This is a genomic window from Phytopseudomonas punonensis (genome assembly GCF_900142655.1).
Classification (GTDB): domain Bacteria; phylum Pseudomonadota; class Gammaproteobacteria; order Pseudomonadales; family Pseudomonadaceae; genus Aquipseudomonas; species Aquipseudomonas punonensis.
This window is the reverse complement of record NZ_FRBQ01000001.1, coordinates 960,131-974,291: the sequence shown is the minus strand read 5'-3', so window position 1 is coordinate 974,291 and position 14,161 is coordinate 960,131. Positions and strand designations below refer to the sequence as shown.

The following is a 14,161-nucleotide window of genomic DNA, read 5'->3' as shown; positions in this document are numbered from 1 at the left end:
CTTAGGCGCTGTTCAGTGCGCTTCGATGATCTCGTGATGCTGTACTCGGCCCGCGATCTTTAACTCGATTTCATCGCCGGGCTGACGGCCCAGCAGGCGTTGGCCGAGTGGCGCGTTCGGGCTGAGTACGAGAATTTCCCGCTGCAGGGCGTGCACCTTGGTGGCCGCGCCCTCCGGGCCGAGGAACAGCCACTGCTCCCCGCCGTTTTCATCGGCCAGCAACATCAGCGCCGTGAGGCGGATGCCCAGGGCTGCGTCGAAAGGCCTTAATTGCAACTGCCGCCAGGCCCGTAACGTCAGGCCGATTTCCTCTACACGGCGTGCCTGGCCAGCAGCCAGGTAGGCGGCCTCCAGGCCCAGGGTGTCGTATTTGTTCTCGGCGATGTTCTCTTCGTGGGTCGCGGTCTCATGGGCAACCCGGGCGGCCTGCTCGGCGGCAGACAGGTCACCGGTCAGGTGCTCGATGACCTGCTGAACGATGGATTGCTTGTCCATCAGGTGGCCGCCTTGGTGCGATTTTTCAGAAGATGGGCGGCCAGCGTGCGTAGCGGGCCGAGCTGTCGGGCGATCAGCGAGAGTTGGGTCTGCATCAGGCGCTGCGCATCGTCGAGTTCTTCGGGTATCTGCTCCAGGGCGTCGGCAAGTTGCTCTTCGCTGTCGCTCTGGATGGCCACCGGGGTCAGCTCGTTCAGGCCGCGGGCGATTTCGTCGAGGCTGTCCGCCAGGCGCTGGGCACTGGCCGGCAGCTCGCTTTTTTCATCGGCCAGCAGCGCCTCGCCACGGTGAGCGCCAAGGCCCGACAGGTAGCTGAGCAAGGTGTGCGAGAGCACCAGGAAGCGAAAGCCGATATCTGCTTCCTTCCGGAAATGGCCTGGCTCCATCAGCATGTTGCCGAGCGTTGTCGATAGCGCAGCGTCGGCGTTGTGCGCGTTACGCCGGGCCAGGCGATAGGCGAGGTCGTCGCGTTTGCCTTCGGCGTACTGGCGCATGATCTGCCGCAGGTAAGTGCTGTTGCAGCTCAGGGTATTGGCCACCACGCGATTCAGGCGGCGGCCCTGCCAGTCCGGTAGGATCAGGAACACAGCGAGGCCGGCGATCAGGCTGCCGAGCAGGGTATCGAACAGGCGCGGCAGGATCAGCCCGTAGCCGTCGCCCACCTGGTTGAAGCAGAACAGCACCAGCAAAGTTATGGCCGCTGTGGCCACGGTGTAGCGACTGGAGCGGGTGGCGAAGAACACCACGCCGGCCGCCACGGCGAAGAACGCCTGGACCAACTGCGCCGGGAACAGGTCGATCAGCGCCCAGCCGAGCAGCAGGCCGAGTACGGTGCCGACGATGCGCTGCACCAGTTTCATCCGTGTGGCGCCATAGTTTGGCTGGCAGACGAACAGCGTGGTCAGCAGGATCCAGTAGCCCTGAGTCGGGTGAATCCAGTGCAGCACGCCATAGCCCGCAGCCAGCGCGATAGAAAGGCGCAGGGCGTGGCGGAACAGCAGCGAGGTCGGGGTGAGCTGCAGGCGGATGCGTTCCCAGACGTCACGCAGCGATTGTGGTTCGCGGTCGAGCAGCGAGCTGTCCTGTTCCTCGGCCAGAGCGTCCGGGTTGCTGGCGCTGCTCAGCAGGCGGTCGAGCGTGCCGAGGTTGCCGGCCAGGGCGCCAAGCGAGCGCAATAGATGCTTCCAGGCCGGGTTGCTCTGGATGCGCAGGTGCTCCAGGGACGCCTGCAGGTCGGCCTGGGCCTGGCTGTACTGTTCGCCGTATTCGAATGGCTGACGCAGCTCGATGGCCTGGGCCAGCGCGTGGCATGCCTTGCCATGCATGCGCAGCAGGCGCTGGCAGCGGAACATCACGTCACTGTGGAAGAAAGCTTCGGCCAGCGCGTTGTAGGGGTAGTGCGAAGAACTGGCGCGCTCGTGGATGTCCTGGGCGAGAAAGTACAGTTTCAGGTAACGGCTGACTTTCGGGCCTGGCCGACCATTGCCGACCCGATGCAGGATGATTTCCTTGGTGGCGTTGAGTGCGGCTACCACCCGGCCGTTCTGCTTGGCTAGGTCGAGCCGGCGTGCTTCCACATCCAGCTGGCGCAGCGGTTCGAACAATGCCGCCTTGAGCTTGAGGTAAAGATCCAGCTCGCGAAATAGCCGGGCCAGGCTTTGCTGGATCGGTTGGTGAGCAAACAACGCATGCCAAAGTACCGAAAGCACGCCGTACCACGCTGCTCCCGCGACCAACAGCAACGGCTCAAGCCACAGGCCGGCTACGCCGCCGCGCTGCTCCACGCCGATCATGCTGTAGACCGCCAGAATCAGCGTTGCCGAGCCTAGGGTCGCGAAGCGTTCACCGAGCGCGCCGAGCATGGTCAGCGAGAAAGCCGACAGGGCCAGGGCGCTGACGAACAGCCAGGGATAGGGAAACAGGAATTCGACGGTATAGGCCGCGGCGCTGAAGCAGCCTAGCGTCACCAGTAACGCGGTCAACCGGCCCTGCCAGCTGTCATCTGTTTCCGCCAGGGCGCTGGCGATCACCCCGAGAAACAGCGGTATCAGGCTGTGCATCCAGCCCTGATGCCAGCACAGCGCCAGGCTGCCACCGAGGGCGATGAACACCCGCAGGCTGTAGCTGAACTTGTCCAGTGCCCAGAGACGACGCAGCGAGTGGCGCAAAGAGGGGGACGACATCCGGATTGCAACCTTTACGGTGAAGTGACTGGCACGCTATCGCGCGGCGTTTCGATTGTGCCTCGCTTGTATCGTTCAGTGCGAGCGGCGCTTTAGGCACGCACTGGATATGCCAATAGCCGAGCGGCGCGCATGCCGGGCGTCAGGTGCGCAGGATCGGTCACCGCTCCTGAACTCTGCGCTGAGCCAGCGGCTCCAAGCTTTACCAGAAGCCGACCGCCGCCGGTTGGCCGCATCCCCTCGACAGGAGTGCTCCATGATCGATCTCCATTACTGGACGACGCCCAACGGCCACAAGATCAGCATCTTTCTCGAAGAAAGCGGGCTGGATTACAACGTGCATCCGGTTAATATCGGTGCCGGCCAGCAATTTGAACCGGCATTTCTGAAAATCGCGCCGAACAATCGCATTCCTGCCATCGTCGATAACAACCCAAGCGATGGCGGCGAGCCGATTTCGGTTTTCGAGTCCGGTGCGATTCTCGAGTACCTGGCCGACAAGATCGGGCGTTTCATGCCGTTGCAGCCGCGTTTGCGTGTTCAGGTGCAGCAGTGGCTGCACTGGCAGATGGGCGGGCTGGGGCCGATGGCCGGGCAGAATCATCACTTCGTGCGCTTCGCGCCGGAGCAGATTCCCTACGCCATCGATCGCTACGTGAAGGAAACCGCTCGGCTGTACGGCGTGCTGGATCGTCAGCTTCAGGGGCGCGAGTACGTGGCTGGCGACTACTCGATTGCCGACATGGCCATCTACCCATGGGCCAAGGGCTGGGAGCTGCAGCGCCAGCGCCTCGAAGACTTCCCGAACATGGCAGCCTGGCTGGCACGAATGGGCAATCGCTCTGCGGTGCAGCGGGCATATCAAGTGGCCGAGGCCGTTACGCAAAGTCCTGAAGGCGTGCTGACGAGTGAGGCGCGCAAGGCCTTGTTTCAGGTCTGACTGACGCCGGCCGAGGTGCAGGGCCTTTGCGACAGCCCTGCAAGCTCGGCGTCAGCTTAGCTTCAGCTCTTCGTGCGAAACCGGGCGGCCGATAAAATAGCCTTGGACGTAATCGCAGCCGAGTCGGCGCAGGTGCTCCAGTTGCTCAGCTCGCTCCACGCCCTCGGCGAGTACCTTCAGGTCCATGCTGTGTGCCAGAGCGATGACTGCGCGAGTGATCGCCAGGTCATCCTTGTCGTGGGGCAGGCCGGCGACGAAGCTTTGGTCCAGCTTCAGCTTGTGCACCGGCAGGCGCTTCAGGCGTGCCAGCGAACTGTAACCGGTGCCGAAATCATCGATGGCCAGGCGTACGCCGAGTGCGCGCAGACGCTCTAGTAAAGCCTGAGCTTGATCGGGATCATCCATCACCGCACTTTCGGTGACTTCCAGCTCCAGGCAAGCTGCGGGTAATCCAGTCGCCTGAAGTACTTGGGATACTCGCTGGTCGAGTTCGCCACGGCTGAACAGGCGGCTGGAGACATTCACTGCCACGAACTCCAGGCTATGGCCCGCCGCCCGCCAAGTGACCATCTGCCGGCACGCGTGCTCAAGTACCCACGCATCGATTGCGCTGATCATGCCGCTGTCTTCTGCAACCGGAATGAATTCGCCGGGTGGCACCAGGCCGCGTTGCGGGTGCTGCCAGCGCACTAACGCTTCGACGCCGATCATGCGGCTGCCCACGAGGCAGTGCAGCGGTTGGTAATGCACCCGTAGCTCGCCGTTCTCGATGGCATGGCGCATGCCCGCAATCAGTTCCACGCGCTGGCGGGCGTACTCGGTCTGTTCCTGGTCGTAGAAGGCAAAACCGCCACGGCCGCTACTCTTGGCCTTGAACAGCGCAGAGTCGACATTGCGCAGCACCTGATCGACCGTTTGCGCATCGCCTGGGTACAGGCAAACACCCGCGCTGGCGGAAATGAACAGTTCCTGGCCATCGAGCATGAACGGCTCGTCAAGGCAGTCGATCAGCGTTTGTGCCAGCTGCCCAGCTTGCTCGGCAAGGCCGCAGTCTTCGCTAAGCACGGCGAATTCGTCACCACCGAGCCGGGCCAGCGTGGCGCCGGTGCCAATCTGCTCGGCGAGGCGCTCGCCGGCGGCCTTGAGCAGCATGTCGCCGACGTTATGACCAAGGCTTTCATTGATGTGCTTGAAGTGGTCGAGGTCGATTACCAGGACGGCGCCACGCCTCGCATCCCGCTGCGCGCGTTGCAGAGCGTGCTCGACGCGCTCGCTGAACAGCAGGCGATTAGGCAGGCCGCTCAGCGGGTCGTGATGAACGAGGTGATCGAGTTCGTGCTGAGAGTGCTTGAGCACGGTGATATCGGAGAATACGGCGACGTAGTGGCTGAGCAGGCCATTGGCGTCCTGGATTGCGCGGATGCACTGCCACTGCGGGTAGATTTCACCGTCCTTGCGGCGGTTCCATACCTCACCACTCCAACTGCCCTGGGTCTGCAGGGTGTGCCAGAGGTGTTGATAAAAGGTTTCGTCGTGGCGGCCGGATTTCAGCAGGGTGGGGTGTTTGCCGAGAATTTCCGCTTCGCTGTAGCCGGTGATGCGACTGAAGGCCGGATTGATGTGCACGATGGTCTGTTGCGCATCGGTCACCAGAACGCCTTCCTGTGTGGATTCGAATACCGCCGCCGCCTGGCGCAGGCTATCGGCATCGGCCCGGCTTTGGGTAACGTCCTTGACCGTACCGATAAAGCGCGCCGGACGTCCCAGGCTGTCGAGCTGCAAGCGGCCGCGGGACAAAACCCAGCGATAGCTGCCGTCGCGGTGGCGCAGGCGGAAGCTGTGTTCCGATGATGTGTCTTCCTCCGCCTGCAGCAGGTCGTTGAGTGCACGCTGATAAGGCGCGCGGTCGTCGGGGTGCAAGAGCTCCTGCCATTGCTCGCGGTCTGTGCTCAGCTCGCCTTCATGCATGCCCAGTAACGCGTGATAACCGGGCGAGTAGTAAACGCTCCGGTTGCGCAGATCCCAGTCCCAAAGGCCGTCTTCAGTTGCTGACAGGGCAAGGCTGAGTCGCTCTTCACTGGCGCGCAACGCCATGCCGATGGTGGCCTGGTTACGTAGATGACGGTTTATCGTCAGGTAGAGCAATGCGCCGGTCAGTAGGACAAATACCAACCCCTTCCATACCTGGACTTGCTCCGTCTGTCGGGCCGTCAGCTCTAGCGCCGCCACCAGTTTGTCGCTGAAAACGATCCACAGACCAGCTACCAGCAGATAGTTCAAGGTCAGGCGCAGCGCGCCTTGACGGGTGTTCATAGGCTAGATCTAGGGCGTCTGTTACGGGAAAAGATCATCGCGAAGGTCGTCCTTGCAACATCCCTAGCCAAAAGACCAAGTGGTTTTTCAGCAGATCATGTTGATAATGAAAGAGCGGCACTTTGGCCGCATCGCTTTTTCTCTGCAAGAGGTACCCCTGCCCATGTGGTACAACGGTTTTCTCGACTTGCCTGTCTGGCAGCTCATTATCGTCACTCTGGTGATGACTCATATCACCATCGTAGCTGTGACGGTTTACCTGCACCGTTACTCCGCGCACCGCTCTCTGGAGCTCAATCCTGCGCTCAAACATTTCTTCCGTTTCTGGCTGTGGATGACCACAGGCATGAACACCCGCGAGTGGACGGCTATTCACCGCAAGCATCACGCCAAGTGCGAAACCGCCGAAGACCCGCACAGCCCGGTAATCAAAGGGCTGGGGACGGTCATGCGCCAGGGCGCCGAGTTGTACGCCGAAGAGGCGAAGAACGAGGATACCTTGCGTATATATGGCAAGAACTGTCCCGATGACTGGATCGAGCGCCACGTCTACTCGCGCTTCCCGATCGGCGGCGTATCGCTGATGCTGATCATCGATGTGCTGCTGTTCGGCGCTCTGGGCCTTACCGTCTGGGCCGTGCAGATGGTCTGGATTCCGTTCTGGGCTGCAGGGGTCATCAATGGCCTCGGTCATGCCGTTGGCTATCGCAACTTCGAGTGTCGCGATGCTGCGACCAATCTGGTGCCCTGGGGCATTATTGTTGGTGGCGAAGAGCTGCACAACAACCACCACACCTACCCCAACTCAGCGAAGCTGTCGGTCAAGCGCTGGGAGTTCGATATGGGCTGGGCCTGGATTCAGCTGTTCAGCTTTCTGCGCCTGGCCAAGGTGCAGCGCGTGGCTCCGATCGCTCACCGGGTGCCTGGTAAGGGCATTCTGGACATGGATACGGCCATGGCGATTCTCAACAACCGCTTCCAGATCATGGCGCAATACCGCAAGTTGGTGATCGCTCCGCTGGTCAAACAGGAACTTGCCAAGGCGGATGAGTCTGTTCGCCACCAGTTCCGCCGTGCCAAGCGTCTGCTGTCGCGCGAGCCGAGCCTGTTGCAGGACAACCAGCAAGTGCATATCGAGGCGATGCTGGCGCACAGCCAAGCGCTCAAGGTTATCTACGAGAAACGCCTTGCATTGCAACAGATCTGGGCACGCACCAGCGCCAATGGTCATGACATGCTCGAGGCCATCAAGCATTGGGTGCAGGATGCCGAGGCCAGTGGTATTCAGTCGCTACGCGATTTTGCCGAGCAACTGAAGACCTACTCCCTGCGTCCTGCTGCAGCGTGAGCCAGCGCACAAAGCTAATTAAGCGGTGAACCGCTTACTGCTCCCATGGTCATAGGTGTGACCTGGTTGCCACATAAGAGCCCGCCATTCGGCGGGCTTTTTTGATCCTCATTGGTAACCTTCGCCCACATTAAAAAGGCCAATGCTCTGGACCGGTATATGGATGAACTCGCCACTCTCGACCTGGAAGAGCTGACCATGGCGCTGTTGCACAGCCGTGCAGAAGGCACGCGGCTGCGCGAGCGTGAACAGCTATTCAGCACCCTGTTGGGCAGCGTCAATGCAGTGCTTTGGGCGTTCGATTGGGAGACTCAGCAGATCATCTATGTAAGCCCGGCCTACGAGCTGGTTTTTGGTCGTTCGGCAGGCCTGTTGCTGGCTGACTATGGCGAGTGGCGCAACAGCATCTACCCGGATGATCTGGAATTCGCTGCGGAAAGCATGGCCAAGGTGCTGGAGACCGGTGCCGTCGAGGCGCGGGAGTACCGCATCATTCGTGCGGACGGGGAAATCCGCTGGCTCAGCGACAAGTGCTTCATCGGCCGGCAGAGCGAGAGTCTGGGTACGACGATCATCTTTGGTATCGCTGAAGACATCACCGAGAAAAAACAGCTCGAGGGCGAGCTTCATCGCCTGGCGACCACCGACGTACTGACTCAAAGCAGCAACAGGCGACACTTTTTCGAATGCGCGCAAAGCGAATTCGAGTTGGCACGCACGCATGGGCAGCCGCTGGCTTTCCTGCTGCTGGATCTGGATGATTTCAAGCACATCAACGACAGCTATGGGCACCAAGTGGGTGACCAGGTGCTGCAGCAACTGGCCAGCTGTGCCAGCTCAGTGCTGCGCCGCGGTGATCTGTTTGGGCGTATCGGTGGGGAAGAATTCGCTGCGCTGTTTCCGGGCTGTGAACCAGAGCTGGCTTCGCAGATCGCGCAGCGACTGCAGCGGGAGATCCAACGCTTGTCGTTCAATCACGAAGGCACGACGTTTGGCATTACCGTCAGCCAGGGCCTGACCTCATTGCGCGCCGGTGATCCAGGGCTGGATGTGCTTTATGCACGGGCCGATGCCGCGATGTATCAGGCCAAGCGCCAGGGCAAGAACCAGATCGTCACCAGCTAACGTGGCGGAATTCCGCCCCGCAGATCCTTCTTTTCGGCGGTTAATCGCTCATTATTCCCGATGAACGATTATCACATTGCCATCATTTATCGGTAACATACTGAAATCTTAGTTGTTATGCGACTTTGGTCGCCCGTGGCACGTAACCTGCTGTGCTAAATTCATACAGCAACGGCCCCGCGACGGCCGAGAATAATAATGCCGAGAGTTGAACGATGCCTTTTCCCTGTCATAGCAGCCGCTATACCAGCCTGAACCACCTTTATTTCTGAACGTTTTCGTATTGCCGTCCATGTATCTGTGGCGCCTTTTGGCTGCCTGATACCTGACGGTCGTACCCGAATTCGGCTGGCTGCACGCCATGATGGCGGCACCTTGCGGGCCGATGTGCAACACCACTAAAAGAACAGAACACTGGAGAGATCACGATGAAAAATACTTCCCTGGCGCTGGCCGTAGCCGCCGGTACTCTGGGTCTGACCTTGGGCAACGTTGCGAACGCTGCCTTTATCGAAGACAGCACTGCCAAGCTGGATCTGCGTAACTACTACTTCGACAACGACAACCGTGAAAGCCAGGGTGACGTTGGTGTTGCCAGCTCGCATAATGGTCAGGTTCGTGAGTGGGGCCAAGCGTTCCAGCTGAACCTGCAGTCGGGCTTCACTGAAGGCACCGTTGGCGTTGGTGTAGACGCTTTGGGCTTGCTGGGTGTGCGTCTGGATGGTGGTGGTCGTGCAGGCAAAGCCGGTCAAGATCGTACCCCGAGCGCACTGTTCCCGCTGGAAAGCGATGGTAGCGCTCGTGACGAGTTCAGCAGCCTTGGCCTGACCGGCAAGATCCGCTTCTCCAAGACTGTCGCTCATGTCGGTACTCTGCAGCCGAAACTGCCGGTCGTGACCTTCAACGATGGTCGCCTGATCCCGCAAACCTTTGAAGGTGCGCAGATCACTTCCAACGAAATCGACAAGCTGACCCTGATTGCAGGTCAGTTGGAACATGCCAAGGGTCGTACTTCCAGCGACGCCGATTCTTTGGCTATCGCTGGTGCCGCTAATGGCGCCGATAGCAACAAGTTCTACTACGGTGGTGCTGACTACAAGATCAACAAGGATCTGTTAGCTCAGTACTACTACGGTAATCTGGATGACTTCTACAAGCAGCATTTCCTGGGCCTGACCCACACGCTGGCTCTGGGTGCTGGCTCGCTGAAGTCCGATCTGCGTTATTTCGATACCAGCTCCGACGGCAAGAATGGCAGTGTCGCCGGACGTGCCGAAGGTTATCGGGCAGCTGGCAAGCCGGGCAATGACGGTGAAGCTGACAACCGTACCTGGAGTGCCTTCTTCACCTACAGCCTGGAAGGCCACGCGCTGAGTGCTGGTTACCAGCAGGTGTCCGGTGACAGCAACTTCATGCAGCTGAACCAGACTTCGATCCCTGGTCAGGGCGGCGCTACCACTTACCTGATCACCGACCGTCAGATCACCAACTTCGCCCGTGCCGGTGAGCGTACCTGGATCACTCAGTACGGCTACGACTTCGGCAAGATCGGTGTTCCGGGCCTGACTGCCAACGTGCTTTATATGAAAGGTGACAACATCAAAGCAGTTGGTGGCGACCAGAAAGAATGGGAACGCGACCTGACCGTCAGCTATGTGGTACAGGAAGGTGTTGCCAAAGGTCTGGGTTTCGCCTGGCGTAATGCGTCGCTGCGCAGTGAGGCTACTGCCGATACCGACCAGAACCGCCTGATCGTCAGCTACAGTATCCCTTTGCTGTAAGCAGGCTGCCGATCTGAGCCGCGCCACGTAGCGGCTCGCTTAAATGCAAAAGCCCGGACTAGTCCCGGGCTTTTGCGTTTCTGCAGACTGGTTAAATCAGCTGGCGATAGCTGCCGGCTGCTGCTGGGTGATGCAATGGATATTGCCGCCGCCCAGGAGGATTTCCCGGCCTGGCACCATCACCACGCGGTGTTCGGGGAACAGGCGCTCGAGGATTGCTTTGGCTTCGGCATCCTTGGGGTCGTCGAAGCTGGGTGCGACGATGCCGCCGTTGACGATCAGGAAGTTCACATAAGAACCGGCCAGGCGAACCTCTGGGCTGCGCTCCTGGCTGCCGAGTACGCGGTCGACGCCTGCGCATTCTTCTTGCGTGGCATGCAATGGACCTGGGATTGGCATCTTGTGAACGGTCAAGGCGCGGCCCTTGGCGTCACGGGCGTTTTTCAGTACGCGCATGGCCTCCTGGCAACGGCTGTAGTTGGGATTTTGCGGATCGTCGGTCCAGGCCAGCAGCACTTCGCCCGGGCGCACATAGCAGCAGAAATTGTCAACGTGGCCGTCCGTTTCGTCGTTGTACAGGCCATGGGGCAGCCAGATTACGGTGTCGATGGCCAGGTGGTCGGCCAGCACGGCTTCGATCTGCTCGCGGCTCAGGTGCGGGTTGCGGTTGTGGTTGAGCAGGCACTCTTCGGTGGTGATCAGTGTGCCTTCGCCGTCAACGTGGATCGAGCCGCCTTCGAGCACGAAACCCTCGGTGCGATAGCGGTCGCAGCCTTCGATGTTGAGGATCTTGCTGGCCACCTGATCGTCGCGTAGCCATGGGAAATACAGGCCGCCCTCGAAGCCGCCCCAGGCGTTGAAGCCCCAGTCCACACCGCGAAGCTCGCCCTGAGCGTTGGTCACGAAGGTCGGGCCGGTATCACGTACCCAGGCATCGTCAGTGGTCATTTCGACGACTCGGATGCGTTCGTGCTGCAGGTGCGCGCAGGCATTTTCGTATTGCGCAGCCGAAGCGCAGACGGTCACGGCTTCGAACTCGGCGATTGCGCAGGCGACCGCAGTGAATGCGTGCTGCGCAGGCTTGCCGCCCAGGCGCCAGTTGTCCGGCCGCTCCGGCCACACCATCCAGGTCTGGCTGTGGGCTTCCCATTCTGCCGGCATGCGGAAGCCATCGGCGCGAGGTGTGGAGGTCAGCGTGGTCATGGGAGTGCTCCATTACTGGGTCGTTCGAGGATTCAGGAGGCGATTAAGCCATCCGAGGATTCAATGGGCCATGGAAAATCTGGGTGCCGCTCACTGAGCTTCGCACACGCGTGGTTCACTTCCGACCGTTGCTTCACGCGCCTGCTTTCGGCATGAGCAAGGTTAATGAGCAGTACGAGAAATGACCGTTCAGACTGATCTTATAGTCGATAAATATCGGCTTTAGAAGTGAATTTTTAGCGATTTATAGATTAATTTAAATAAATAAGCGGATAGATATTTGTATTCGTTAGGATTGTTTCATTCGGTGGCAGCAGCCGGAATTGCCGCTGCCGACGCATGGCTAAGTCGGCCATTCTTCAGTCGCTTGCACGTTTGCGAAGAAAGGGTGGCAGGTATAGCCCCAGATAGGCTTCGAATACCCGCAAGCCTTCTTCGGCGAAGCGTGGCGTGATTTCGCCGTGCTGGTGAATCGAACGTGCGTAGACGCGATCACCTAACTCCATCGCCAAGGCGAAAACATCGATATCGTCCGGCAAGGCGGGCAGCTCGAAATACTGGTCGAACAGCACCCGGGTCTGCTGGCTGAGTTCTATGTCGTGCTGGCGATCGGCTTGAGTTACTTCGCTGAGGCCATGCTGAACGAGGATCAACTGCCGGGCCGCGGGGTCGCCCGCATAGATGCCCAGCATACGTTGCTCGATGACACGCGAAAGGTCGCGCCAGCAATGCAGCGGGCCAGCGTCGATGGGGGCTTGCAGGCAAGCACGGAAGGCGCGGTGCACGTCAGCAGTAAGCGCCTGGAGCAGGGCGGGAACGCTGGGGAAGAAATGGTAGATCGACGACGGTGCGATGCCCGCGCGTTCGGCCACGGTGTAGATCGACAGCGCCGCCACGCCCTGTTCGGCCAACAGCGTGCGGGCCGCTGCAAGAATCTGTTCGATGCGTGCCTGGCTGCTGGCGCGGGGCTTGCGAGCGCTCACTCAGGCGTCCTCTGTTGCATGCAGGCTATCGAATGGGTATGCCGTGCCAATGGCTGGCAAAACCGCTGGGCAGTGAGTCAATGTGTTCATCCTGATGGGTGATGGCGGCGCGGTAGCGCAATGTCGGCACGCAGCTCTTTGCCGAATCATAACGCTGAGAGCACCTGTGAAAACGCCGGCTCTCGCCGGCGTTTTGCGGGTCACACGGTGTGCAGGTACCAGTTGTACTCGAGGTCGGAGATGGTCGTCTCGAACTCCTGCAGCTCAGCTTCCTTACAGGCGACGAAGATGTCGATGTAATCCGGGCTGATGTACTTGTTGAGTACCTCGCTGTCGTCCAGCTGGCGCAGGGCATCGCGCAGGTTGTTCGGCAGGCTCTGCTCTAGCTGCTCGTAGGAGTTGCCCTCGATGGGCTCGCCCGGGTCGAGTTCATTGGTCAGGCCGTGATGAATGCCGGCCAGAATGGCTGCCATCATCAGGTACGGGTTGGCATCGGCGCCGGCTACGCGGTGTTCGATGCGAATCGCATCGCTGCTGCCGGTCGGTACACGAACGGCCACGGTGCGGTTGTCCAGGCCCCAGCTCGGCGCATTGGGCACGTAAAACTGTGCACCGAAACGTCGGTAGGAGTTGACGTTCGGGCACAGGAACGCCATCGACGCCGGCATGGTGTCGAGGATGCCGGCGATGGCATGGCGCAACGGTGCGTGCTGCTCCGGGTCCTCGGTGGCGAAGATGTTCTGCCCGGTTTTCTTGTCGAGCAGCGAGATGTGCACATGCAGGCCGTTGCCCGCCTGTCCCGGGTAGGGCTTGGCCATGAAGGTGGAGTCCATCTCATGGTCGTAGGCGATGTTCTTGATCAGGCGCTTGAGCAGTAGGGCGTGATCGCAGGCCTTGAGCGCGTCATTGGTGTGATGCAGGTTGACTTCGAACTGCGCCGGGGCACTTTCCTTGACGATGGCGTCCGCCGGCAGATCCTGCTCTTTGGCGGCTTCGAGCATGTCTTGCAGGCAGTCGACGTATTCGTCGAGGTCGTCGATCAGGTAGACCTGGGTCGAGTGCGGGCGCTTGCCGGAAATCGGCGAGCGCGGTGGCTGTGGGCGGCCGTTCACGTTCTCCTGATCGATCAGGTAGAACTCCAGTTCGAAGGCTGCGCAGATGGTCAGGCCAAGTTCGTCGAACTTCTGCACCACCTGGCGCAATACCTCGCGTGGGTCGGCAAAGAAGGGATTGCCGTCCAATTCGTGCATGGTCATTAACAATTGCGCGGTCGGGCGCTTCTGCCAGGGTTCCTTGCACAGGGTATCGGGGATGGGGTAGCAGATACGGTCCGAGTCGCCGATGTCCAGGCCAAGGCCGGTGCTTTCGACGGTGGCGCCATTGATGTCCAGGGCGAACAGCGAAGCGGGCAGGTTGATGCCCTTTTCATACACCTTGTGGAGGCTGGCGCGTTCGATGCGCTTGCCGCGCACGACGCCATTCATATCTGCAATCAGAAGGTCGACGAACTGAACCTCAGGATGTTCCTTGAGGAACGCGTTCGCTTCATTGAGCTGAACGGCACGCGGGGGTACCGACATGATGCAACACCTATGTTGTTGAAAATATCAATCAATTGCTGACACACCGGGAGTCAATCCCAAACGCCAGATGCTGTCAAGGTAGGCTGATGCTGCCCTAAAGTGGGGCGTGATGGCCATTTTTAGGGCGTTTCAGGGCGTTTCTGTGAGGGATTTCTGCACTGTTTTAGGCAGCGCTATTTGGTGGCGTGCGCTTTCGTTGGACGGGTT

General features: G+C 60.1%; 10 protein-coding genes. 4 read left to right on the top strand and 6 right to left on the bottom strand.

The features are described 5' to 3' along the window. Positions 1-12: 12 nt before the first annotated feature. Both BUC40_RS04400 and yccS read right to left on the bottom strand, forming a co-directional pair. Positions 13-495, bottom strand: a complete 483-nt coding sequence (locus tag BUC40_RS04400) for a GreA/GreB family elongation factor (RefSeq protein WP_073262972.1) — start codon at positions 493-495, stop codon at positions 13-15. Continuing rightward, entirely contained in the window at positions 495-2,678 is a 2,184-nt protein-coding gene (gene yccS, locus BUC40_RS04395) for a YccS family putative transporter (protein ID WP_073262970.1), read from the bottom strand. The genes BUC40_RS04400 and yccS overlap by 1 nt, the downstream gene beginning before the upstream one ends. Before the next feature lie 256 nt (positions 2,679-2,934). On the opposite strand from yccS, the gene BUC40_RS04390 reads away from it, so the two are divergent. Continuing rightward, positions 2,935-3,618: a glutathione S-transferase N-terminal domain-containing protein gene (locus tag BUC40_RS04390; protein WP_073262968.1), complete on the top strand. Its 684-nt coding sequence runs from the start codon at positions 2,935-2,937 to the stop codon at positions 3,616-3,618. A gap of 51 nt (positions 3,619-3,669) precedes the next feature. Here BUC40_RS04390 and BUC40_RS04385 read toward each other — a convergent pair whose 3' ends face one another. Beyond that, the gene (locus BUC40_RS04385) at positions 3,670-5,931 is read right to left on the bottom strand and encodes a putative bifunctional diguanylate cyclase/phosphodiesterase (protein WP_073262966.1); all 2,262 of its coding nucleotides are present in this window, start codon (positions 5,929-5,931) and stop codon (positions 3,670-3,672) included. 163 nt (positions 5,932-6,094) lie between these two features. Between BUC40_RS04385 and desA the strand changes: the two genes are divergently transcribed. The 3 genes from desA (at position 6,095) to BUC40_RS04370 (ending at position 10,185) form a co-directional block, all read left to right on the top strand. Beyond that, positions 6,095-7,279 (top strand): delta-9 fatty acid desaturase DesA, encoded by a 1,185-nt coding sequence (gene desA / locus BUC40_RS04380; RefSeq protein WP_073263871.1) that lies wholly within the window; start codon positions 6,095-6,097, stop codon positions 7,277-7,279. Positions 7,280-7,438: 159 nt separating this feature from the next. Further along, entirely contained in the window at positions 7,439-8,404 is a 966-nt protein-coding gene (locus BUC40_RS04375) for a GGDEF domain-containing protein (RefSeq protein ID WP_073262964.1), read from the top strand. A gap of 428 nt (positions 8,405-8,832) precedes the next feature. Then, positions 8,833-10,185: an OprD family porin gene (locus BUC40_RS04370; RefSeq protein ID WP_073262962.1), complete on the top strand. Its 1,353-nt coding sequence runs from the start codon at positions 8,833-8,835 to the stop codon at positions 10,183-10,185. A 96-nt stretch (positions 10,186-10,281) separates the two neighbouring features. Here the strand turns inward: BUC40_RS04370 and aguA are convergent, their stop codons facing one another. The 3 genes from aguA to BUC40_RS04355 all read right to left on the bottom strand — a co-directional run bounded on the left by aguA (position 10,282) and on the right by BUC40_RS04355 (position 13,951). Beyond that, positions 10,282-11,388 (bottom strand): agmatine deiminase, encoded by a 1,107-nt coding sequence (gene aguA / locus BUC40_RS04365; protein ID WP_073262960.1) that lies wholly within the window; start codon positions 11,386-11,388, stop codon positions 10,282-10,284. A 359-nt stretch (positions 11,389-11,747) separates the two neighbouring features. Further along, a complete protein-coding gene (locus tag BUC40_RS04360) occupies positions 11,748-12,371 on the bottom strand; it encodes a TetR/AcrR family transcriptional regulator (RefSeq protein WP_073262958.1) in 624 nt (207 codons plus the stop codon). 200 nt (positions 12,372-12,571) lie between these two features. After that, positions 12,572-13,951 carry a glutamine synthetase family protein gene (locus tag BUC40_RS04355; RefSeq protein ID WP_073262956.1) on the bottom strand — a complete coding sequence of 460 codons (1,380 nt, stop codon included), beginning with the start codon at positions 13,949-13,951 and terminating at the stop codon, positions 12,572-12,574. Between the last annotated feature and the right edge of the window lie 210 nt (positions 13,952-14,161).